The sequence below is a fragment of the Pedobacter africanus genome (assembly GCF_040548825.1).
Classification (GTDB): Bacteria; Bacteroidota; Bacteroidia; order Sphingobacteriales; family Sphingobacteriaceae; genus Pedobacter; species Pedobacter africanus_A.
The window spans coordinates 24,741-50,273 of record NZ_JBEPSL010000004.1 but is presented as its reverse complement, the minus strand read 5'-3'; the positions used below and the strand labels follow the sequence as shown (position 1 = coordinate 50,273).

At 43.3% G+C, this 25,533-nt stretch carries 13 protein-coding genes; 12 read left to right on the top strand and 1 reads right to left on the bottom strand.

From position 1 onward, the window contains the following. The first annotated feature begins 6 nt into the window (after window positions 1-6). The 5 genes from ABIE26_RS19920 (at window position 7) to ABIE26_RS19900 (ending at window position 9,262) form a co-directional block, all read left to right on the top strand. Window positions 7-2,751 (top strand): MGH1-like glycoside hydrolase domain-containing protein, encoded by a 2,745-nt coding sequence (locus ABIE26_RS19920; protein WP_310145147.1) that lies wholly within the window; start codon window positions 7-9, stop codon window positions 2,749-2,751. Between the two features lie 427 nt (window positions 2,752-3,178). After that, window positions 3,179-5,719: an ATP-dependent Clp protease ATP-binding subunit gene (locus ABIE26_RS19915; RefSeq protein WP_310145146.1), complete on the top strand. Its 2,541-nt coding sequence runs from the start codon at window positions 3,179-3,181 to the stop codon at window positions 5,717-5,719. A gap of 200 nt (window positions 5,720-5,919) precedes the next feature. Further along, window positions 5,920-6,885: a formylglycine-generating enzyme family protein gene (locus ABIE26_RS19910; protein ID WP_310145145.1), complete on the top strand. Its 966-nt coding sequence runs from the start codon at window positions 5,920-5,922 to the stop codon at window positions 6,883-6,885. A 40-nt stretch (window positions 6,886-6,925) separates the two neighbouring features. Continuing rightward, window positions 6,926-8,245, top strand: coding sequence for a Gfo/Idh/MocA family protein (locus ABIE26_RS19905; protein ID WP_310145144.1), 1,320 nt, complete (start codon window positions 6,926-6,928; stop codon window positions 8,243-8,245). A 45-nt stretch (window positions 8,246-8,290) separates the two neighbouring features. Continuing rightward, on the top strand, window positions 8,291-9,262 hold the full coding sequence (locus ABIE26_RS19900) for an FAD:protein FMN transferase (protein WP_310145143.1): 972 nt from the start codon (window positions 8,291-8,293) through the stop codon (window positions 9,260-9,262). Here ABIE26_RS19900 and ABIE26_RS19895 read toward each other — a convergent pair. After that, window positions 9,237-10,310: a PA0069 family radical SAM protein gene (locus ABIE26_RS19895; protein WP_310145142.1), complete on the bottom strand. Its 1,074-nt coding sequence runs from the start codon at window positions 10,308-10,310 to the stop codon at window positions 9,237-9,239. The two genes, ABIE26_RS19900 and ABIE26_RS19895, sit on opposite strands and share 26 nt — an antisense overlap. 136 nt (window positions 10,311-10,446) lie before the next feature. On the opposite strand from ABIE26_RS19895, the gene ABIE26_RS19890 reads away from it, so the two are divergent. The 7 genes from ABIE26_RS19890 to ABIE26_RS19860 all read left to right on the top strand — a co-directional run bounded on the left by ABIE26_RS19890 (window position 10,447) and on the right by ABIE26_RS19860 (window position 25,530). After that, window positions 10,447-11,262, top strand: a complete 816-nt coding sequence (locus ABIE26_RS19890) for a helix-turn-helix domain-containing protein (RefSeq protein WP_310145141.1) — start codon at window positions 10,447-10,449, stop codon at window positions 11,260-11,262. 70 nt (window positions 11,263-11,332) lie between these two features. Then, entirely contained in the window at window positions 11,333-12,049 is a 717-nt protein-coding gene (locus ABIE26_RS19885) for a LytR/AlgR family response regulator transcription factor (protein WP_310145140.1), read from the top strand. Window position 12,050: 1 nt separating this feature from the next. After that, window positions 12,051-14,162 (top strand): tetratricopeptide repeat-containing sensor histidine kinase, encoded by a 2,112-nt coding sequence (locus ABIE26_RS19880; RefSeq protein ID WP_310145139.1) that lies wholly within the window; start codon window positions 12,051-12,053, stop codon window positions 14,160-14,162. Window positions 14,163-14,261: 99 nt separating this feature from the next. Then, entirely contained in the window at window positions 14,262-14,870 is a 609-nt protein-coding gene (locus ABIE26_RS19875; protein ID WP_310145138.1) for a hypothetical protein, read from the top strand. Window positions 14,871-14,913: 43 nt separating this feature from the next. Then, complete coding sequence (locus ABIE26_RS19870; protein ID WP_310145137.1) at window positions 14,914-16,293, top strand: hypothetical protein; 1,380 nt, start codon at window positions 14,914-14,916, stop codon at window positions 16,291-16,293. 11 nt (window positions 16,294-16,304) lie between these two features. Then, entirely contained in the window at window positions 16,305-17,981 is a 1,677-nt protein-coding gene (locus ABIE26_RS19865) for a hypothetical protein (RefSeq protein ID WP_310145136.1), read from the top strand. A gap of 112 nt (window positions 17,982-18,093) precedes the next feature. Continuing rightward, window positions 18,094-25,530: a hypothetical protein gene (locus ABIE26_RS19860; protein WP_310145135.1), complete on the top strand. Its 7,437-nt coding sequence runs from the start codon at window positions 18,094-18,096 to the stop codon at window positions 25,528-25,530. Window positions 25,531-25,533 lie beyond the last annotated feature (3 nt).

Below are 25,533 nucleotides of genomic sequence, written 5' to 3'. Positions count from 1 at the left end.
TTAACCATGAAAGTACTGTTTAAAATTGTTGCCCTATGCCTGCCGGTGTTGCTTTTTGCGCAGCAAAAGAAAATGACTGATTTCAAAGCGCTGAATACTACGCACGACATGTTGCTTTCAGCGTGGGGGCCATATTCCAAGCGATATGCAGGAATTTCACATATTCCGGAATTTAAGTCGGGCATCCGGTTTGATTTTTCGGTCTTTCCGGGCCTGTACCGATATAAGCCTTCTGTTCCACATGTTTTGCTGCAATCGGATTATTTCCCCTGGAAATCGAATGACGAATTAACAAAATATACATTCAGGCATGAATTGCTTTGGAAGGATGAAGCTTATGCCGACGTAACTTATGAAGTAATCGATTCTTCATCGGTACTGGTGGCTGTACAATGCGTGAATAACACGGCCTTGCCGCAAAGTATGGACATTAACCTGATGTCGTACCTGGATTATCCCGAAAACTATCCTCTGTATGGCCTTCATTTGGGAAAGGGTTCAGTGTGGATAAACGCAGTGGACTATCAATCGCTTAAGTTTGCCAAACCCGGACCACGTGACAATCTGGTTTATGATGGATGGCTGGCCGCTGAACTGAGAAACGAAGCACTCCTAAATGGACGGGGCATTGGCGCTGCGTTTAGCAGTACAAAAGGTAACAGGGTAGATTACCAGGTTTCATTAAACGACAGGCAGCTGGAAGGCCAGCTGATCCTGTTCTACCGCATGAAAAAAGGCACAAGCCAGGTTTTTCATACAGGTGGTTTGATAGCTGAAAGCATCAGGTTAAAAGGTACGGGGAACCTGGAGCAATTAAAGATTCCTTATCGTGTTGCTAAACCAGGTTTGAAGGCGTTTTGGCTAGCATCTGAGGCTGGGGATGTAGTAGAGTTTAACGGCTTTGCGCTGGTGCCCTCAGGTGACCCATTGCCCCAGGTAGTGGCATTGGAGAAGCAGTTTACTCCCGAGGTAAAAGAAGATATGGATTCGAAAACACTGGTGCTGAAATATAAGGAGATCGCCAATTACTATGGAATAGCCTGGGATGACAACAACGCCAGGATAAGGGAATTTAAAAACGATGAACTGGACTATTTTTTCAGACGTCATGTAAATAACCAGACGCATAAAACATTTGTGGGGAACAACAAGGGAAATTTCGCGAATATTTACATCCGACCTGTGGAATTGGATGCCCATGAAGAGAAAACGGTTTATGCGCTATTGTGCAAAGGCGGTTATGAACAGGTAAAAAAAGGACTGGGCCGGTTAAATGAACTGAAGCAAAAGGTGATAGCTATAAAGGGGACTCCGACTGATACGGAACTGCTGCCTGCGGGTGAAAAATATGCATTTAGCCAGCAGATACTCAAAGCAACCCTCATGACCAATATTATGTACCCGGTGTATACCCAAAACAGTTATATCCGTCATTTTACTCCGGGCAAATGGTACAATTCCCTGTACACCTGGGACTCTGGTTTTATTGCGGTGGGGCTAAATGAGATCAGTTCAAAACTGGCGGCTGAGTGCATCAACGTATATACCACTGCTGAGGGGAACCAGAATGCATTTATCCAGCACGGTACCCCATACCCGGTGCAGATCTATGCTTTTTTTGATCTTTGGAACAAAACACAATCGCGCGAGGCCCTTGCTTATTTCTATCCGCGCCTTAAGCGTTACTATGAATTTATGGCCGGGCGTTACGGCAGTTCAACCACCAGGTCATTAAAATCGGATATGCTGACATCCTGGGATTATTTTTACAATTCGGGCGGCTGGGACGACTACCCTGCACAGGTGACTGTTCATGAGCAAAAGGCCACTAAACAAGTTGCCGCTGCGGTGAATAATGCTTATAGCATCCGGATTGCAAAAATGCTGAGAATGGCGGCCATTGCCTTAAAGAAAGACAGGGATTTGAGCGCTTACGATGCCGATATTAAAGCATTTACAACAGCTTTGCAGCAGCATTCATGGAATGAAAACTCAGGGTATTTCAGTTACGTGCTGCATGATAAACAGGGAAATCCGACGGGACATTTTAAGGACCCACTGAGTGGTGAGGACCACAATATGGGGTTGGATGGAGCCTATCCGCTTTTTGCTGGTATTTGCACACCGGCACAGGAAGCCAGATTGATAGAAAAGATCTTCTCAGAAAAACACATGTGGACACCTTCCGGTATATGTGTGGTTGACCAGTCGGCCCCGTATTTTAAGCCGATAGGTTATTGGAACGGTTCGGTATGGATGCCGCACCAGTGGTTTGCATGGAAGGCCATGCTTGATCTTGGGCGCTTTGATCTGGCACAGAAAATAGCGTTGAAAGGTTTGGACGTATTTAAGAAAGAGGTCGATAACTCGTACGCGACATTTGAATATTTCTCTGCCAAAACAGGGCGGGGCGCAGGCTGGCATCAGTTTGGAGGGCTCTCCTCCCCAGTGCTGTCCTGGTTTTCGGCTTATTTTAAGCCGGGTACTGTAACTACCGGTTTTGAAATATGGGTTCGGGACCAGGAATTCAATGTTAAGCAGTCGGCTTACAAAGCAAATCTTTCTTTTGACCAGGCCACAGTTGCCCATGCCAGAAGCTTTCTGGTGTGTATGAACCCGGCATTTGAGTATGAGGTATTGGCAAATGGGAAACCGGCGCAAGCCAACGTGCCTTATGCTGGTTTGCTCCAGATTACCCTGCCTGCAAGCAATAAAGATGTATCACTAACGATTCAGGCTATGAAAAAATAAAAAAAGCTATATATACCGTATTTTATCGATAACGAAGATATTACGTTGCCTAAAAAAACTAAACTTTGTGCCAATACGTTAGTACAATTAAATGGGATAGCTGTCATTTTGCTAGGAAATAGAGGAGGGAAAGCCATTTTTGACAGGAAACCTAAAGGGGGCCGAATTGCTGCAGTTGATACAGGCTTGTGTTTACTGAATGTCATAAACCTTTTCAATTGGGTATGCAGGCTTGCTGAAATTGTGGTACCTTTAAACGTAGGCGCGTGTTTTAAGTCAAAACATGGTAAGTTTTCTGAAATAATGGCAGTTACAACATCTATTTCCACCGCTATGGCGTAATTGTTGATAAAATAATAAAAATGCAGGTGCTCATTTATAAAACAAATTTTATAGTTTAGAGCATTCCTGATTTAGAAAGGTATATATGGAAGCTAAATTTTCTCCACAAGTAAAAGACGTGATTTCTTTTAGCAGGGAAGAAGCCCTGAGACTAGGTCACGATTACATAGGCGCAGAACATCTTTTGTTAGGCCTTATTCGCGAAGGCGATGGTATGGCCATTAAGATATTAAAATCACTAGGTGTTGATACTTCAAAACTTCGTCGTTCAATAGAAGATTCAGTTAGGGGTACGTCCAGTGTAACGGTTAATCTGGGGAATATCCCTTTAACCAAACAAGCAGAAAAGGTTTTAAAGATCACTTATCTTGAAGCAAAGATCTTCAAAAGCGATTTGATAGGTACAGAGCACCTGTTGCTTTCTATCCTTCGCGATGATGATAATATCGCTTCGCAGATCTTGTTACAGTTTAACATCAATTACGAGATATTTAAACAGGAGGTTGAAGTGAATAAAAACGGATTCAGAGACGAAACGCAAAACAGTGCATCAACAGGTGGAGATGATGACTACCGCGAAGAAGAATCATTCAGCAGCCCTAAAAAGGTATCTGATATCAAATCTAAAACCCCGGTTCTGGATAATTTTGGAAGAGACTTGACCAAGGCTGCGGAAGAAGGACGTTTAGACCCGATTGTGGGCCGCGAAAAAGAAATTGAACGTGTGTCACAGATCTTGTCGCGCCGTAAAAAGAACAACCCAATCCTGATTGGTGAGCCGGGTGTAGGTAAGTCGGCCATTGCAGAAGGGCTGGCACTGCGTATCGTTCAGCGTAAAGTATCGAGGGTGCTGTTCAATAAACGTGTGGTTACTTTAGATCTGGCATCACTTGTTGCAGGTACCAAGTACCGCGGACAATTTGAAGAGCGTATGAAAGCCGTGATGAACGAGTTGGAGAAATCTACAGACGTCATCCTGTTTATTGATGAAATCCATACCATTGTAGGTGCTGGCGGGGCTTCCGGTTCACTGGACGCTTCGAACATGTTTAAACCTGCACTGGCAAGGGGCGAAATACAATGCATAGGTGCTACCACATTGGATGAATACCGTCAGTATATTGAAAAAGATGGGGCTTTAGACCGTCGTTTCCAGAAAGTAATGATTGAGCCTGCTTCACCTGATGAAACCATCGAGATCCTGAACCGTATCAAAGAGAAATACGAAGATCACCATGGGGTAACTTATACGGATGAAGCCATCAATGCCTGTGTAGCCTTAACTTCAAGGTACATTACAGACAGGTTCTTACCAGACAAAGCAATTGATGCTTTGGATGAAGCCGGATCAAGGGTGCATTTGACAAATATCCATGTTCCTGAAAATATCATTGGCATTGAGAACAAGATTGAAGAGATTAAAGTTGAAAAAAATAAAGTTGTAAAAAGCCAGAAATACGAAGAAGCTGCGAAACTAAGGGATACTGAAAAGAACCTTTTGGAAGAGCTTGACCGTGCGAAGGCCGAATGGGAAGCAGAAACCAAAACAAAACGTTATACCGTTACGGAAGACAATGTTGCGGAAGTGGTTTCGATGATGACCGGGATTCCTTTGCAACGTGTTGGACAAACAGACAGCGCTAAGCTGCTGAACATGTACGATACAGTTGCTGCCAAGATCATTGGACAGGACGATGCGATTAAAAAGCTGACCAAAGCGATACAACGTACAAGGGCCGGATTAAAAGACCCTAAAAAACCTATCGGCTCTTTCATTTTCTTAGGTCCGACAGGGGTGGGTAAAACTGAGTTGGCCAAAGAACTTGCCCGCTTCATGTTCGACAGTGATGATTCACTGATTCAGATAGACATGAGCGAGTATATGGAGAAATTCGCGGTATCACGTTTAGTGGGTGCGCCTCCGGGATATGTGGGTTATGAAGAAGGCGGGCAGCTGACCGAAAAAGTGCGCAGAAAACCTTATGCTGTAATTTTGCTGGATGAGATTGAAAAAGCACACCCTGATGTATTCAATATCCTGTTGCAGGTGCTGGATGAAGGGCAGTTGACAGACAGCCTGGGCCGTAAAGTTGATTTTAGAAATACGATCATCATTATGACTTCTAATATCGGCGCGCGCCAGCTGAAAGATTTCGGACAGGGAGTAGGTTTCTCTACTTCGGCAAAAACCAATCAGGCAGATGCCCATTCAAGAGGTGTAATTGAGAATGCTTTGAAGCGTGCTTTTGCCCCTGAGTTCCTGAATCGTGTGGATGATGTGGTGGTGTTTAATTCATTGGGTAAAGAAGAGATCTTCAAAATCATTGATATAGAATTGAAATCATTGTTTGGCCGCGTACATAATTTAGGTTATGAGGTGAAGCTGACCGATAAAGCCAAAGATTTTATTGCCGATAAAGGCTTTGATTCGAACTTTGGTGCAAGGCCGCTTAAACGTGCCATTCAGAAGTACCTGGAGGATCCTATTGCCGAGGAAATCCTTAAAGGCGAGATCCACGACGGGGATATTCTGGAAATTGACTACAATAAAGAAACAGAACAGATTGTGGTGGAGAACAGAAGTCCGGGTAAAAAAAAGAAAAAAGAAGAAGGTAGTATAGAATAAGGTGCGGAGAGATGGAGAGAAGACCCTGGTTGGCGAAAAGCTGACCGGGGTTTTTTATGGGTTAATTTTTATTACTTTATCTTACTTAGTGTTATTTTTACACAATTTGTGAAAATAGATTTTGGTTATTCAGATAAATGCCTCTATTTTAGATAGAAAATAGGTTAGGGTTAAATATCAATTGTACCAAATATTAACAAATGAAGTCTAGAATATCCACGTTTCTGCCCCTTGTTTTCTTTGTTGTCCAGGCCACTGCCCAGGAAAAACATGAGGCCTACACACAACAGATTGACGGCACCAGGCTAAGCTTTGAAATGAAAGCTATCCCTGCCGGAGAGTTTTTAATGGGCAGTAAAAAAGGAAAGCCGGATGAGCAGCCGGTACACAAAGTTAAGCTTGATCCTTTTTGGATGAGTGCGGTGGAAGTAACCTGGGATATATTTGAGCCCTTTTTGTATAAGGATTATGAGACTACGCACAGCACAGGCCCGGTACCTGCAAATGTAGATGCTGTGACCAGGCCAACCAAACCTTATCTGGATATGACCTTTGGGATGGGAAAGGAAAACCATCCTGCCCTGGCGATGACGCATTACAATGCCATACAATTTTGTAAATGGTTATATGCCCGGACAGGCGTATTTTATCGCCTGCCTACCGAAGCGGAATGGGAGTATGCCAGCCGTTCAGGAAGTGCTACAGAATACTTTTTTGGGGATGATGAATCGAAGCTGGGTGAATATGCCTGGTATAAAACAAACAGTGAGGGTAAAACACATCCCGTAGGTAAAAAACAACCCAACCCATGGGGCCTGTATGATATGTACGGAAATGTAGGCGAATGGACTTATGACCAGTATGTGCCTGATTTTTATGCAGGTGTAAAGGGAGAGAAAGCCAATAACCCGGTTGCTGTTCCCAATAAATTGTATGCCAATGTGATTCGCGGAGGCTCGTATGATGATGCGGCCAGGGACGTTCGTTCTGCATCCAGGTTGCCTTCTGATCCGGTGTGGAAGCAACTGGATCCACAGATTCCAAAAAGCAACTGGTGGTTTCCGGAAGCACCTTTTATTGGCATCAGGTTGGTGAGGCCGGCGAAAGCCCCATCGAAAGCTGAAATTGATGCCTATTACAATAAAGCACCAATAGCAGATTATTAATACCTAACTCACAAATTTAAAAACCAAATAATCAACCAAAATGAACAACCTTGAACTGCGGGATAAACGCCGCGAATTTCTCAAAGCCTCTGCACTGGTTGCAGGAGGGGTAATGTTAGATCAGTTTGCTTTTGCCGGAGCACATTCTTCTACCGATGATACCATTAAAATTGCTTTAATAGGCTGTGGCGACCGTGGAACGGGTGCTGCTTTCCAGGCCCTTGGTACCAAAGCCAATGTTAAGCTGGTAGCTATGGCCGATGCTTTTGAGGATAGGCTGAACAGCAGCTATACCAAGCTTGCGGAAAGGTTTAAAGAAAAAGTAGATGTTCCGCAGGACCGCAGGTTTGTGGGCTTTGATGCTTATCTGAAGGCTATAGCCCTTGCTGATGTGGTATTGCTGGTTACGCCTCCGGGATTCCGCCCGATGCACTTTGAAGAGGCGGTAAAACAAGGGAAACATGTTTTCATGGAAAAACCGGTAGCTGTTGATGCTCCGGGGATCCGTAAGGTGCTTGCGGCAGCGGAAATAGCCAAACAAAAGAAATTAAATGTTGTGGTAGGCTTGCAGCGCAGATACCAGGCAAATTACAGAGAGGTATTGAAACGCATTCAGAACGATGCGATTGGCGATATTGTTGGCGGACAGGTATACTGGAACAGTGGTGGGGTATGGGTTAAAAAGCGCCAGCCTAACCAGACAGAGATGGAATACCAGATGCGTAACTGGTATTACTTTAACTGGCTTTGTGGTGACCACATTGTAGAGCAGCACGTACACAATATAGACATTGCAAACTGGGTTAAAAATGCTTATCCGGTTTCGGTTCAGGGAACCGGAAGCCGTGCCTGGAGAACAGGTAAGGATTATGGTGAGATTTATGATAACCATGCCGTGGAGCTGACCTATGCCGATGGTGCTGTAATCTATAGCCAGTGCAGGCATTTTGAAGGTACTGCCAACCGTGTGGATGAGACTTTTCAGGGAACCAAAGGAAGGGTTTACCTGTCGGCAGGACATAACGGAGTTTTATGGGACCATAAAGGCAAGGAAATATACAACCACCCTACAAAAGGAAACCCTAATCCCTATCAGACCGAGCACGATGAGCTGTTTGCTGCTATAACCAAGGGTGAATTTAAGTTCCAGGATGCGGAGCGGGCTGCTAAAAGCTGCTTTACAGCTATCATTGGCAGGTATGCTACTTATTCCGGACAGGTGATCAAATGGGATGATGCATTAAAGGCCGACAATAGCCTGATGCCTGAAACGTTGAGCTGGAATGCCAATCCGCGCCTGATGCCTGATGCGGACGGATTGTACCCGGTTCCTGTTCCGGGAAAAACCAAAGTGGTTTAAGGTTTGCTGCTTATCCAGAAATATATCATTTTATTATTACTCCCGTTGTTCTTTCTCCTTCATGAAAAGAAAGAGCTGCGGGAGTATAGCATTCATGGCTATGCCCAGGGAACGGATTATACAGTAAAGTATTTTGCTGTTGATAGTATCGTTACCAAAAGGGCAGTAGATAGTATTTTGAGTGTTATAGACTCCTCCATGTCCTTATATAAGCCTTATTCTGCAATTTGCAGGTTTAATGCTACAGAAGATGGTCTTTTTATTGATCCGCATTTTGCAAAGGTGATGCGCAGGTCGTTTGACATTTATAAGGATACGCAGGGTAAATTTGATGCGACGGTTGAGCCGCTTGTACAAGCCTGGGGATTCGGTGCAAAACCGGTAAGTAAGTTCCCGGATAGTGCCAGGGTTAAGGAACTGCTGGGATGTGTGGGCATGAACAACCTGAGCCTGAAAGGAAATTATCTGAAGAAAAGCAAGCACTGTATTAAGGTTGACCTTAACGGGATTGCCCAGGGCTATAGTGTAGATGTGGTTGCGGGCTACCTGTTGAAAAAAAGAATATCCTGCTTTGTTGTAGAGATAGGGGGCGAGTTGAGAATGAAAGGCCCTAAGCCCGATGGTACTTCCCTGCGTATAGGAATTGAAGGTCCTGCTGTTTCGGCCGGGGCAGAACCGGTGATCAGGCATGTAGTGAAGATCAATAACGGGGCAATAACTACCGCTGGAAATTATAGAAAGTATCTGCAAAAAGGGGCAAAAAAAATAACCCATTTAATTGATCCCAAAACAGGTTATCCGATTGAGAACGCATTGATCAGTGTAACCATTTATGCCAAAGATGCGATGACAGCCGATGGTTATGATAGTCCCATAATGGCTATGGATGTAGACGAGGCCTTAAAATTTGTGAATGCCCGGAAAGGTATGGAAGCTTATATCATTTATCATCGTAAAGATGGCAGCATTGCCGATACGCTTACAAAGGGGTTCAGAACATACTTAACTGATCTTTAGGCACACGGAAAAGGCTTGAATCCAGGGATGGCTTTATTTCATTCAGGTGGTTTAGCCGGCAATGCAGTTTAAAGTTATCTCTTATCATCTTAGCAATATTGCCATCGCCCCGCATTCTTTCACCAAACCTGCTGTCGTTTACATTCCCCCCGTGGCAGGACTGGATCATGTGCCATACCTTTTCAAAACGATCGGGATAGTTTTTTCGGAGCCAGTCTTCAAATATGCTTCCGATTGCCCCGTTAAGCCTGACCACGGTATAACCAGCGGCTATAGCGCCACAATTGGCTATGGTTTTCAGTATAGCAGGGATCTCATGGTCGCTCAATCCAGGGACAAGCGGGGCTACCATTACGCCCATAGGTACACCGGCTTTGCTCAGTTGCTCTACTATTTTAAGCCGCTGTTTTGCAGTTGTGGTGCGGGGCTCCATTTTTTGCCGCAACTGTTCATTGAGGCTGTTGATGGATACGTACACCATGCAGAGGTTTAGTTTAGCCATTTCGGTGAGGAGGTCAATGTCTCTTAATATCAGGGCGTTTTTGGTGATCATAGCAATAGGCTGCCGGTATTCCAATGCAATTTCGAGCAGCCGCCTGGTGATCCTGAACTTACGTTCTGCAGGTTGATAACAATCTGTATTGCCTGATAGAGAAATAACCGAAGCATCCCATCCTTTCTTTTGAAGGAACTTTTTAAAAAGTTCTGGTGCATCTGTTTTAACAATGATCTTACGTTCAAAGTCGAGACCAGCGCTGAAACCCCAGTATTCATGTGCATTCCGGGCATAGCAATAGGTGCAGCCATGCTCGCAGCCCTGGTAGGGATTGAGTGAATAGGCCATACCAACGTCTGGGCTTTCTACTTTGTTGACGATAGATTTGGACTTGCCAAAGATGAAAGTGGTCTTATGGTCTTCTTCTTCCCAGTCGTCGATGGCTTCTTCATGATCTTTCACATAATCGTTTTTTGCAAAACGGTTATGAGGATTGAACTGAGCACCCCTTCCTTTCACATAATTATCCGGTTTTTCGTCTTCTAATATCATTAGCTAAAAATACTAATAATATTAGTATTTCATTCAAAATGTTGATAAAATATTTTGAATGAAAGGAATAGTATTGGCGTCTTTTTTTTACTTATTTTTATAATGGTTTTTGAAATAAATGGCGCGCTTGTGAACTATGAAAGATAATGTAAACATCAATGTGTTTGCCCCTCATCCGGTGCTTCAGCCTTATGTACAGCACTATTGTTATATGGGGCCTGGTGCGATCGACGATAATCTTACTTCATTGAGTATTTATCCGGTGGCGCATACGCAGATGTCATTTGTTTTAGATGAGTACCATCAGTTCCGTGAAACCGGAGTCGAGGAGATTTCGGGTTACCCGCTTTGTTTTGTAGGATTGATTGACCAGGGCAGGGTCTTTGACCGTTTCCCTAAGAAATTTGTCCAGATCATATTTAAGCCCTATGGGGCCTTTAAATTTTTTAAGATTCCGCAACGGTATTTGGCCAATCAGGGTACCGATATGAGATTGTTGTTCCCAGAGACTATAAGTTTAACTGAACAGCTTAGAGCGGTTGCCCATAGCCCGTTTAAGGTTATTGAGCTCCTGGAAGCCTGGCTTCTGAAGCGTTTGCTTTTGACTGAAAAAACTGACGTTGACCGGATTGCCTATGCGTGTGAAACGATTCAGAAAAGCCGGGGGATCATCAGGATTGAAGAACTTTCAAGAAGTATTGGGATGTCTACAACTACACTGGGGGATCAGTTCAGGGAAAAGGTGGGGTTTGGCCCTAAAACATTTAGCCGTATTGTCCGCTTCAATCACATCAATAGTTTTATAGGCAGGCAGCAGCATACGGATTGGCAGGAACTGGTTTATACCTATGGTTTTTTTGACCAGAACCATTTTATTAAAGAATTTAAGCGCTTTTATGGATGCACACCTTCTGAGTGGCACTCAAGCCAGTTTTTCAATCCGATAACCTAAAATCCGTCGATTTTTACTATGTGTAGTTTCAGCATAGCACTACCTTCGGATGAATAAATGTAACGTTTTTATGATGGGGACCCTTAGCTGTATTGTTGTTGATGACAGTTATTTAGACAGAATAGCTGTCGAAACAGCGCTTAAACCATTTAGCCATATCAGGTTGCTGGGAAGCTATGAAAATGCGGCCGCGGCCCTTGAAAGCATAGGCACGAACAAACCAGACCTTTTATTTCTTGATGTTGACATGCCGGATGTAAGTGGCCTCCAATTGTTTAAAAGTATATACGGCTGTGTACCCCTGTGTGTAGTTATATCTTCCCATCCGGAATACGCACTGGAGTGCTTTGAGCTAAAGATCTTCGACTATATCCTAAAACCGTTGGAAACAGAGCGGTTTAATGCTTGTGTAAGCCGATTAGACGATTTTTTGTCGCTCAGGGAAAAGGCAAGGTCTTACGATGTTTTGTTTGATTCTGAGCAAATCGTATTTAAAGAAGGACATACGACGGTCAGGCTTCAGGCCAGTGAGGTGATCTATCTGGAAGCTTTTGGCGATTACACAAAGATTGTAACAGAAAAAAGGACATATCTGACTCTGGCAACCCTGTCTGTTTTTCTGGAGTCGTTACCTGCAGGTAAATTTATGCGGATCCACAGGAGCTACGTAATTGCGATAAATAAGGTACAATGCTTTCATGTAAAACAAATAGATATGGGTGCCGGAATGCTGCCTGTTGGCAAAACCTACCTTAGTCAGGCCAGATCGGCCTTTAAGTTCAATTGAGATGTATAGCAGAACACTGTTGATTGTATGCGCTTTTTTTTTAAGTGCAGTTTGCCTGGCAAAGGATACTGAGCATATTAAGTTACTTAAAGAAAAGAAAAAAGCTTGTGAAGCAATTGGTGCTGTATTATCGGGGAAACCCGAGAGTTTGGACCAGTTGATCGGTACTGCGGAAGAAGGTTTGCGTCTTACCACTGCAAAAGAGCATGCTTACAGGTTCTTTTTTAACCAGGCAATTGGTACGGGCTACTACTACAAGCAGAATTTTGCTAAAACCAGGCTACATTTTGAAGCAGCATATGCCGAAGCTACACAGGCAAATTTGCTGGAAAGCAGTTTAAAGCCTCTGGGGAACCTGGTTGCCGTATATCATTACATGGGTCTGCAAAGTAAGGCCGATGAAGCTGCACAGAAATTGAAACTGCTTGCAGAAAGCACAGACACTTTAAAAAACAAAGGGGATGTATATTATAACCTGGGTTTGTACAACCAGCAGCAGAAATTTTATTATAGTATTGCCCTGGGCAATTTTCTGAAAAGCGCAGCTTTACATAAACCCATTGCCGATACCACAAAAATTATAAAAAGGAAACTGGACTATGGGGTGATCCTGATGATGGTTGCAGAGATTTACCTGTATTTAAAGCAGCCTAACAAAGCCCTGGAATATTTAAACGAGGCCCGGCCTTATTTGAACCTGTCTATCATTTACGATATCAGTGCCTACGGCAAGCTGGTTAGAACGTATAGCCTTTTGAACGACAAAAAAGAAGCGCTTAAGTATTATGGGTTGCTGCATAAAGCTGCAGGTACAAAACCTTCCCGATGGTCAGAGCTGGTTTCTTCGAATATTGAAATGGCCACACTGGAATTAAAGGCGGGTAATTACGAAGCCGCTAAATTGTATGTAGATAAAGCCGGTAAACAGCTGCGATTAGACAACAGTGAGCTGCTGGCATCATCGGTCAATATTGCCTACGGCGATTATTATAAACAACTGGATAAGTATGCGGAAGCCGTTAAGTATTATAAAATGGCAGAACACGGCGCGCGCATTTACAATAAGGAGCAATATGCAGATTTGCTGAGATCACTGACCGCAGTACTGATCAAATCGGGTAAGGATGCTGATGCTGCAGCCTATTTTGGCAAATATGTAATGGTTTCTGATTCCTTGAGCCAGGGCAAAATATCCTTGAACCTGGCAGAAATGGAAGCCAGGTTTCAGAACGATTTCAAGCAAAAAAAGATAGCAGAACTGAACAGGGAAAATGAACTTAAAAAGCTGGAATTAAAACAGGAGGCCGTTACACGTTGGTTATTGATTGGCGGCGCATTGCTGTTGCTGGGGGCCCTGGCGTTAATTTACCTGAACTTTAGGAACAAACAGAAAGCAAATCTTTTGCTGGATAAGAAGAACAAGGAACTGGATTCGCTGAACGAGCAGTTAACTAATGCCAATGAAGTAAAAACAAAGCTTTTTGGCATTATTGCGCATGATTTGCGTAGCCCTGTAAGTCAGCTTTTTACCTTTTTGAAATTACAACAGGAGCAGGCCGGTTTGATGCCAGAGGAAGAGAAAAAGAAACACCAGCAGCGGCTGATGCAATCTTCATCCCATTTATTGGAAACTATGGAAGACCTGCTGATCTGGTCTAAGAGTCAGATGGACAACTTTGAGTTGAACACCGATGAGGTCAATATACAGGAACTTTTTGAGGAAACGACTTCGCTGATGCTGGGGCAGGCTGAGGTCAGAGAATTAGAAATCCGCATAGCTTCCGGTCCCGGCCATATCCGGACTGATCAGAATTTACTGACGATTGTATTGCGCAATTTGCTTCAGAATGCCATTAATCATGCCTTTAGCGGTGGTGTTATTTATCTGAATGCGGGACTGAACGACCAGAAACAATCCTTCTTATCTATATTAAACCATGGAGAGGTTATTCCGCGCGACAAGATTGAAGAGTTATTGAACAATAACCATGTAAAAAGTAAATCCTCTGGCTATGGCTTGTTGATCGTAAAAGAACTCCTGCTCAAAATAAATGCAGTATTGAAGATTACGAGTAATACTGAGGGCACAACCATACAGGTTATCTTTTTATAAAAACACCATCCGTTCACCGATTATTTCGATACCCCGGTAGATTAGTACCGGGGTTTTTATTGTTCTGAACCTAGATTTAGTCAATAAAAACATATACCAATGAAAAGCAGGTTCAAGTTTATCAAATCAACAGGCAGTTATTTTTTGCTGTCTGTTGCTCTTTTCCTAGGATCGTGTGGCACAAATTCCGGGACTAGTAAACAGGAAGTTAAGGCTGATGTGAAAAGGGACACTGATCAGTACTTTTCTGTTAAAATAGATGGAGTTCTATGGGAGGCCTTTCCATCCAAAGCATACAACACCTATAATTTAAGTTATAAAACGCTGAGCCGGCAGTTCTCCATTTTTGCCGAGGCGCCGGATGGGTCGAGAATGGATTTATCTTTTCATACGATAGATAAAATTGTACCCGGTAACTACCCGTCCACGAATAACGATAATGGCATTTTAAGCGGTATATTTTATTATCCTGAGGCCAAAAGCTCTGACAGGGAAATGGCCAGTGTAAACTCAGAGGTAACGGTGCAGGAAAATGCTGTACAAATTACAAAAGTGGATAAAAGTGATAAAACAGCTTATGTGATCGAGGGAACATTTTCTCCGGTATTGTATGCATCCTATGAAACGAATCCGAATAGAACCAGTAAACTGGCAGAGGGGAAATTCAGGGTCATCTACCACCCCGATTCAATTAACCCGGCATTTTGATCAAATCAACCAACAAAGTATATCATCCTTATTATCTATTATTATGAAAAAGCAATACTTATCTGTTATTATATTCAGTCTGTATATTATGATGAGCGCTTGCTCTGAACAAGGTTTGGTAGGTCCCGAGGGACCTGCCGGTCCTCAGGGGGCAACAGGCAATGCCGGCGCCGTAGGTGCTGCAGGAAAAGATGGGAGTGTCATGTATAGCGGAACCGGTGTTCCTGCTGCTGGTACCGGTAACCTGGGAGATTATTATCTGGACAAGGCCACAGGCAATTTATATGGCCCCAAGCTTGCCGGCGGTTGGGGTACCCCGCTTACCCTGATGGGTGCAAATGGTACCAACGGAACAAATGGCACCAATGGTACAAACGGGACAAATGGGGTTAATGGAAGTACAACGTTGAGTGGCAATGGTATTCCGACAGCCGGTATGGGCGTTGCAGGCGATTATTACCTGGATAAAACCAATTACCAGTTATATGGGCCAAAGGCAGCTAATGGTTGGGGCATCCCCATTTTGTTGCGCGGTACAGCTGGTGCACAAGGGCCTGCTGGTCCTCCCGGAGCTGATGGAACCATCATTTACAGCGGTATGGGGGCGCCTGATCTGGCATTAGGTAAAACCGGAGATTATTACTTTAATCGCAGTACGGCGTCCATGTATGGCCCTAAATCTGTAGATGGCTGGGGTGGGGGTATTTCCCTTAGAGGTGCCGATGGTGTAAATGGTAATGACGGAATAAATGGGACCAACGGAACAAATGGAAATACCATATTAAGCGGTTTAAATGCGCCTCAAAATACCATAGGAAACGATGGAGATTTTTATATTGCTTTATCCAATTATGTGATATATGGGCCAAAAGTTAATGGCGTATGGCCAGTAGGCACCTCCTTAAGAGGATCGGACGGTGTAGGTGCCACCGTTTATACATTTGAAACACAGGATATAAGTACGTTTTCGTGGAATTTTGTGGATTTCGATAACAGATACGATTTTAGGTTGCGGATGATAAAGAATGGAAATTCTAACGATTCAACCACAGTGTTTAAAATACCTGCACCTGCCACACAACCTGTCATTAATGGTGCTGCTGTATTGGTTTATGCACTGTTTATGCCATATACTACTACGCCTTTGGCTGCGGAATGGGTAGCGCTACCTTTTAGTTCTCTGGATGGTTATGTCAACTACAATTACACGCTCAACACCACAGCCACAGAAGCTACCATACGTATTTATGCGAATACGGCAGCTGGAAAAGACAACGAACCGCGGCGATTTAGTAAGATCAGGTTTGTAATAATTCCGAAAACGGTTACAGGCGTAATCAGCAGTGTTAACCGTAATACGCCTATGCAGAAAACAATGCAGCAGCTCAACTTACAGGAGAGAGATTTTAAACAGCTCTATTAATTACTTTCTTTATGAAAACCTTGCTGATTTTCTCTTTTATCCTGGTGCTGAATATCGGATACCTTGCTGCGCAGGATGTGGAACAACTGGTTAAGCAAAAACCATTTACCATAAATGGCACCTTGGGCTTAGGGCTGGGGACCTATAGTTCAAGCGGTATCCCGGCCAGACAAAGGGCTTTCTCTTACCTTTTCAATGGTGCCCCTACCATTTCCTTGTATGGTATTGCTTTCCCCTTTAGTGTGGTGGTTAGCGACCAGCAAAGAGGTTTTACACAACCTTTTAATCAGTATGGCATCAGTCCTACTTACAAATGGGTTACCCTGCATGCAGGCTGGCAAAGTATACAATGGTCGCCCTATACACTGGCGGGCTATAATTTTTTGGGTGGCGGACTGGAACTAAACCCTGGTAAACTGAGGTTTGGATTTATTTATGGTCGTTTCAATAAAGCTGTTGAAGAAGACCCTTTGCAGGTATCTGCTTTTTCTCAGACACCGGCCTACCGTCGTAAGGGCTTTAGTGCTAAACTGGGCTGGGGAACAGAGCGAAACCATGTGGACGTGATTGTTGTAAAGGGAAAAGACCAGGTTGGCTCTATAAAAAACCAACCCAGTTCTTTTAACTTAACTCCCTCTGAAAACCTGGTATTAGGGATTTCCAGTAGGTTCAGTTTTCTAAAGTATTTTACATTTGATATGGAAGCCGCAGGTAGCATATTTACCCGTAACCTGCTGGCTGATACGGTTAAAAATCTGAAACTGGAAAAAGTAGATTTTATTAAAGACCTCATTACACTCAATGCATCCACACAATTGTTAACTGCCGGGCATACCAGTTTGGGCTACCAGGGCAAAAACTATAATGTGCTGGTAAAATACAAGCGGATAGACCCTGACTTTAAATCAATGGGCGCTTATTACTTCGAAAACGATGTACAAAATTATACCCTTGAAGGGGGTGTTAAACTTTTGAAAGGGCAGATGCAGCTCAACGGTACTTTTGGCCTGCAAAACGATAATCTTTTACATGATAAGGCGTATCAGTCGAACAGAAAAATAGGCTCAATAAATGCATCCTATAACAAACAGCAGTTTGGTATCGACCTGCGTTATTCCAATTATGGGGTTACCCAGGACAGGGGCTTAAACCCCGTGGTTGACACTTTAAGGGTAGCGAAAACCAACCATAACCTGAATGCTATGTTGAGATACAGCATTGCCGATACTCTGATTTCACACAGTTTTATTCTGGTGGGCAATATTCAGGCATTGGTTGATTTAAACAAATTTACTTCAGCCCAAAGCCAGTCTGACAGTAAAATGGCCAATTTATCTTATCAGTTGGGCTTTCCCAGAAAGGGCCTGAATTTTAACACATCCTTTAATTACACGATTGCTGATATTTATCTGGGGCATACCGTGTTCTTTGGACCTTCTGTTGGCGCAAGTAAAGATCTGTTAGAAGGAAAGCTGGGCCTGAATGCAATGCTGAGTTACCAGCAACAGAAAAATAATGGAAAAGATGCCGGGAATATCTTAAATGGCAGTTTTAATGGTTCTTTCCGCTTTACCAAAAGAAATGCGGCTAATCTATCGGTCAATTACCTCAGGAGTAATTCAAAAGATATTACCCTCCCTTCGTTCAATGAAATTTATAGCAACCTCTCTTTAACTCATTCCTTTTAATCATTAAATAAGCTAAGCCATGCAAAATATTTTATCATTGATTAAAGACTTGAAAAGACTTATCCTACCCTTATGCTTATTACTGACCTGCTTTTTTGTGAATCATGACGCAATGGGACAAGCGGCTCAGGTTACTGTTACCGTGAATATTCAGCCGCCATATTCGCCTTATTATTCTGATTACTCCGGCGCAAATGCCGGGAAAGTATTGCTAATTCTGAGAAATTTAACAACCACTCCAAAAAATGTAAAGTTAAAGGGACAGCTAACCGGGAGCAATGGCATTTCAGTTTCTACCAAGTCTACCTATACGCCTTTACAGCCTATTGTATTGCAGCCTAACGAAACGAAACAGTTAAACGGGACAGCGTTAAAGGATATATTTGACCTCAATTCTTTAAATGTTTATGGGGTTAATAAGGTAAAACTGGTTCAGACTTCACGCCTTCCTGAAGGGAATTACGATTTCTGCATTCAGGCAGTAGACATGAACAGCAATCAGACTATTTCTGATGCCGGCTGTACAAAATTTGACATCAGCTATCCCAATGCCCCTATATTGATATCGCCCATGGCCTTTGAAAAGGTAAATGCCGTTAGCCCTCAGAGCGTTAGTTTTAACTGGATAAATGCTGGTACTGTTCCTATGAACACCCAATACATTATTCAGCTTATGCAAATGCCAGATGTACCAGCCGATCCTAACCAGGTTTTAAATGCCGCAACTTTTCCAATGTTAAATCAAAGAGTGATTGGTACAAGCTACAGGTATGGCACAGCAAACATACCTTTAAAGGTAGGGAAAAAGTATGCGTGGAGGGTTATTGCTTCAGACCCTAGCGGTAAAACCGGTTTCATGAACGATGGCAAAAGCCAGGCCAGTGTTTTTGTATACGGTAGTTCTGATCAGCTTGCAATTGTGGACCGGCCCAATATAATTCCAGACCTGTTAAATATCATTTCTCCGGTATGTAAAAACGGAACGGGTAAAGTAACAGTTGGCCCCAACACCAGGTTGTATTTTAACTGGCTATGGAAAGACCAGATAGAAAGCATAAGGTTGTTTGGGAATTTAGACAGCAACCTGCTAAAACACTATACCAGGGTTAAAGTAAATGCAGCCGCTAAACCTAAAGGCGGTGCTGATAATTTTGGCTATGAAAATATAAAAAGTTATAATTTAAGTATTTACAGGCAGAAGGGGAGTTTAGGCAAAAGCGTAATTAGTTTAAAAATAGATGCGCCTGTGCAGGCTTTAAACCTTAACAAGCAGGAGGCACAGCAACTGGGGCTGGTTACAGGGCAAAGTTATAAGTTCATTTTAACAGCTTCGAATGAAAACGGGAAACAAATTTCAAGAACAGAGTCATGCGACTGGCTGTTAGTGGACGAAGCTCCAATGACGACCCCTAAATTAACCGTCAAAGGAAAACTAAATTATACTTTTGATGAACTTAAATATTATGGGGCCAATAAAGCTTCGATTAGCCTGCAGGTTGTAAAAAATGTTGATGAGGGCCTGGATAAAAACCGTGTGGTGCTGGCAAATGGTAAATCGGTTCCGCAACCTGTTGCTTATGCCACTACCGATGCCGAAGGGAATTTTACTGCGCAAATAGACCAATTGCCAGCAGATACAGGCCTTAAATACCTTGCCATAGCAATTAACAGCGGTTATTATCAGAACCGGGTAAAGAATAAATTGATCAATGTCCCAAAAATAATTATCGGCTCTGATGGAAATAGCGTTAAACAAACACAAGATATTTTAGATGTAAAGGATATCAATACCAATGTTTTTCATCAAACAGTTACGGTTAAATTGTTTAAAGAATTCGGAGGAGATTATACAGGGACTTTTAAGGACGAAAACGGTAAAAATGTGTCCCAGAATTATACGGTAGATAAGGGCCTGATCAATTCTCAATCAAAAGTTGGTGCCGGAGTGCTGGTGGGTATTTACCGAAAGGTAAAGTCTGAATTTGTACCGAAGTATGAGGGCGATATTGGTTTGAAGAACCCCTTGTTTAAAGTGCCAAAAGATTATATCCTGGTGGCAGAAGCGAAGTCTTTTATTAAAGAGGGGCAGGCCCAGGTCGTTTTTGACAGACTGCTGTTCAGATACGCTGACCTGGATGAGTATTACATCAGGGCTGTAGCACCTGCTGAAGAGGATCTTGCAGCTCCGGAACAGTGGCTGGGCACCAGTATGGGGATGTCTGCTGCGGTAAAGGTAAAATATACCAATAGCGTTAATTACACGATGGTTTCTAAAAAACCGCCTACTGCACGTATTAAAGGTAAGATTATGCAGCAATGGCCAAGTGCACCCGGGGTATTGTATCCCTATGCCAATAAGCCCTTTACGGTTAAAATGACCAATAAAAATAGTTTTGCGAGTCAGGTTATTGCGAATGATAACTGTCAGGTTTATCCCAGCGCTGTGCAGCAAAAAATAACCGGGCCTGATGGACAGACCCGATATGTGAATATACCCGGGACAGGCAGTAATTTTGATAAGATAGTGGCTACGGGAGTTACTGATAAGGATGGGAATTACGACCTTTCTATTTTTGACTTTGTAGAAATGAAAGACTACAATGTTGAGCTTGTTGCCACAAGCAATGTACCAGTTGGTCCGACCTGTGCCGAGATAGCTGCCGAAAAAGCAGCGAAAGAAGCGGCGGCGCAGGCCGCAATGATTGAAAAACTAAAAGAACAATCTAAGACAGGGACCATGCTGACCGATAAGGGGAGCAGCAAGATGCTGGAAAGACAGATTGCAGACTTAGGGAAGGCTACCGGAAGAGGGGTGCTTACCGGTGAATCTGCCGGGGCAGACAATAAAGGGGGAGGTTTGGAGGTGATTGTTATAGGTGCAGGAGCTGCGGACCTGACTGCAAAATATGGAGTAGGTGGTAGCGGAGGGAATCCATTTCAATCCGGTGGTAGTCCAATAAACCCTGTGAATTTACAGATACAGCAATTGTCGGCACCAGCAAAAATGGGTAAAGTTAATGTAGGTGGATTGGGTAATATTTCCGGCCCGTTTGCCATAGTTGAAGAAGATGACAACAGCTTAAGTACCGGACCTATGGCTGAAACAGGGGTGTTGACCAGGTACTTTGCTTTTGAGGGGATTGTACCGGTAAGTACAATCAATAATGATGCAGGCAATACCATTGACCATTTTGTTGTACAGCCTTTTGGCAGTGTTAATCTGGGCGTTTCGGTAATCAATATTGATGAAATTAAGGAACATAAGGTAGAAGTAAGCGCCAAGGTTGCTACGGTAGTTAAAAATTCAAATTCAAAATGGTATGACGTGGTCAATGCGCCGGATAACAGCGGGCTAAATGGTGCTAAACTGGTGCTTTTCAGACCAGAAAAGAAAAGGCCCGCCGCGGGTACTTATCCCCCTGGTGAAGGGTCTTCCATCCATCCAATCAAGAAATTAATCAATACTGGGTATAATGACAATACACCTAAATATTTTTCAAAAGCTGAAAATGGGGGCGGTACCTGGAAAAGTGCGCAGGCCCAGGCCAGCGGTTACGATGGTGAGGTAGAATGGGTGCTGGAGGAATCTGTGGGTATTGTAATGGGATCAGGAAACACCGGGACCTTCAACCTGAGCAATAAAAGGTTATGGAAAAAGGGAGAGTACTGGGCCATTATTACCCCGGGCCCAGATGGAAATGGCGGAAGGTTTGACCCGATCATCACAAAGTTATTTAGTGATGGTACAAGTACAAAGATTGACGTGAGACTGTCGCCAAGCCGCATTTCGGGTAGGGTAATTGACAACAACAGTAGTGTGGCCATACCTGCCGCCCCGGTAAACCTGGTGGTGTACGATAAAAACAGCAAACAAGAAAAAATAATCAGCAAATCCCCGAAAACAATAATTACCAATGAAAATGGGTATTTTGAAATTACCAACGCATCAATTGATGGCTTTAGCTGGACTGATGGTGATCGTTTTTCTGTGTCGGCATCACCCAAGGGCTACAGTAATCCGGATGCAGGAAAGCTAAGCGATATAACAAAAGTAAATGCGCTCAGGATATTGAAAGCCAACGGACAGAACTATGACGTAATTATCAAAAAAACTTACGGGGCGACGATTAAAGGACAGGTAATGGGAGAAACCGGTTCGGGCAGTTTACCGGTAGCAATTGACGCTTATGTGATACGGGAGGACGATTATCTGATTGTGAGTAAGCAGCCTGCTGGAAAAGCCGCAGTGGAAAACTATGTTGCGGGTTTGGCTGTGGCAGCGGGTAAAACCCAGAAATTAAAAATTATTCCTGTTGACCCGGCATTCATTCCTGTTGAAGTGCTTGTTGAGCCCATTACGGAAGGAAGTACGTTTGTCAAAAACTTTATTTTAAAACGCCGTAAGCATCGTATGTTGTTTGATATTACCACAACCGACGGGCAGAAAGTTCCTAACGCCGATATCCGTATTACGATTAATAATGATGTCAACAATACTGATGGTACCGTATTGAGCAAACTTAGTCTGGATTCCAAAGTTAAATTTGAATTTGAGAATGTATCTGTAAATAACTACACCATTCAAATCGCGGATGAGAAAGGTAACGGTTATATTCCTAAAATTTTCAGCATCAGTAATGAAGAGGGAGACAAAGAGTTTACTTACCCAGTAACAGTGGAGAAAGGGGCAAAAATAAGCGGCAAGGTAACTTTAAATGGTATTGCTGCTAAAAATGCCCGGGTATATGTTGATTATTCTGCCTCGGAAGCCTCACCGTCGGCGGGGCTTGTAAAAACGGATTTGGCGGCATTGGAAGATTACACCGACGAAAATGGCTTTTATGAAATAAAGGGTCTGCCCATGGCTAACAATGAATATGTTACACTCCATGTAACCATGGCTTCAAATGTTACGGTAAACGGAGCGGCAAGGCCGGTTCAGATTATCAATAAAGCAGCCAATGCAGACTTTGCGTTAAACACTTTTGACGGACCACTCATTAACCAGGTTTATGGATTTCCGCTTAGCGTTGAGAAAATAAAAAAACTGCCGGACAATAAAGTGCTGGTTACAGGCATTGTGGACCTGAGTAAAAACAACTCCGCATTCGGCTGGCTAAACCCGGATACCAAATTGAGGATTAGTGACATTGTTTTTGACGGGGGGAATAATTATCAGCCCACTGATATTGTACCTCTTGATGCCTTGAAAGAACTGAAAATGAAATACCGCGACCAATATAATGTATTGCTGGAAAGAACAAGCGGTGCGGTTTTAGGGATTCAATCTACCAGTAAAGGGGGGGCTGTTGTGGCAAGGGTAAGCATCGCAGATAATTCTTTTAATTTTCCTGCATCTTATCTCAATTTTACGCAAACAGACCCTGCAAAGGAAGGGTACAACAAACCAATCCAGTTTTATCTTTCTGAGCCTGGTAATAGTTCAAGAGAACCGAACAAAACTAAAATTTCTGCTATCTATAGTGGTCCCAAAGAAACTGCTGAATATTATTTGTCAGACAAGACCGGCGGGTCGCTCAGTTTCTCCTTTATCGGCTTCAAAACCACTGCGAATGCAAAGAAATCTTATATCGGCGAGGATGGTAAGATACACCTCGATATTAATTTTAAAGGTACTGTCCCGAAAAGTACCCCCGGCACGGTAGATATTGATATCAATGACCTGGTATTGGACGGGAATAAAATATATCCTGCTAAAAAAACCGATCCGCTGATTGTAAACCTCCAAACCTGGAAATTGGAGGTGAGGGATTGGGAGCTTAATCCGGAAAAAGGGGGGATTTATTCTACCAATTCATTGATCAAAACAGGTCTGGTAGATATTCCGGTAGGTACTTTTAACTTGCGTAGCGATATGTGCGTGATTAAAGATTTTGATTTAAGCAAATTATCGCTGGGAGGAGGGCTGTTGCCGCTAACAGGTATAAGCAAAACGAAAACCAATTTTAACCTGGTATTTGATGAAGCTTGTGGTAGCGATCAGGGGCCTCACTGGCGCTTCTCGGCAACACCGGTTGGTGCAGATCCGGTGGCAACCATTGCGATACCTGTGGTGCCGAATAAATTTCCGGGCACGAATTTAAAGGTCAATTATTTCCAGCTCATTAGTTACAATAAAGAAGATATCATTAGCCTGTCGGGTGCCGAAAAAGGAATTCCATTGTATGACAACCCAAAATTTACGTTTTTTCCGGCCTCGGTTACCAGTAATGTGGGTAGTTATTCATTGGCTGGCCAGGCTGCTTTTAACCTGCCACGTGTAAATAATGCAGCGCTAGACCTGCTGTTTGAAAAGTCAGGCAGCAGTATGACCATGAGGACGCAGAGCTTTAAAATGGGCTTTGAAGGTAGAGGCTATGTGCAGTTTGCAAATGATCAGAAGGAGCCTTCGATAGATCCCAATGTTAAAGGTCTTACCAGTATCAGGGGCACCGTTGTAGAACCCGGTAAGCTGAACCCTATACCTTGTACCTTAAAATTCGGATTGGGGAACGAAGGCAGGATCATTCTGGATAAAGGTGTGCTGAATTTAGATGGTGAAGGCGAGCCAGGTACTACAAATCTTACTTTAAAGATCTCAGACGATCTGGAAAAGAATGGGATGAAAGTTCAGAATAAAGACTGGACCACCCTCAAATTTTCAGGCGAATTAAATGATCCACAGTCGACAGCACTGGTTACTAAAAAGCCAATCTACGATTTTGAAGTGCTCGGAGAGATTCAGGCGAATTCCAAAGGCATCTCTGTCGAACAAATTTCAACCCCTTTGGGAGATGTTCAGATGCTGTACGACTTTAAAAGCCGAAGGATGACCGGAAGCCTGCGGATGAATGGAGTGCCGTTTGGAAGCTATAAATTCTCAGGGGATGTTGAAGTCGGGTATGGTGGTAGCCAGGGCTTCTTGGTACTTGGGGCCGGACAATTGAACACAGGTACTTTTCCTGTTGATGGCTTTGGGACCTTTAATGTAGGCGTGTTGTTTGCAAACGCTAACCTTAATGAGGGCAATATTGCAAAGGTAACCCAGTATAGCAGGGCTAAAGAAAATATCTGCTGGCTTCAGGATAACCGTGACAATTTCAAGGGTTTCTTTTTAACCGGAGGTTATGATATAATTAACGAACGTAAGGGCATTGATGTTGGCGTTGCTGCCATCTATTTTAATGCAGTAGTAGGTGTAGAAGCCTCAATTGGTGCTAACTTTAATAAACCCGACTTCAGGGCCCTGGTTAGTGCACACGCTGATGTAAGTGCAGGTATGAGCGCCATAACCGGGACATCAATTTCCGGATCTATGAAAGCGCGGATTACTGCTTCGGGCGGATATGACCCAAAAGGCTTTAGTATTGCGGGTAGTGCAGGTATGACCCTGGGCTATAAGATTAAACAATCCCTTTTGGTAGAAACCTTAACATTTGATGGTTCTGTTGATGCCGGGGTAAGGTTCCGGTATCAACCTAAAAATACCAGCATCAACTTCTTCCTTGGAAAAGATACAGGAATGTCAGAATGTCCATTACCAAAATAATCA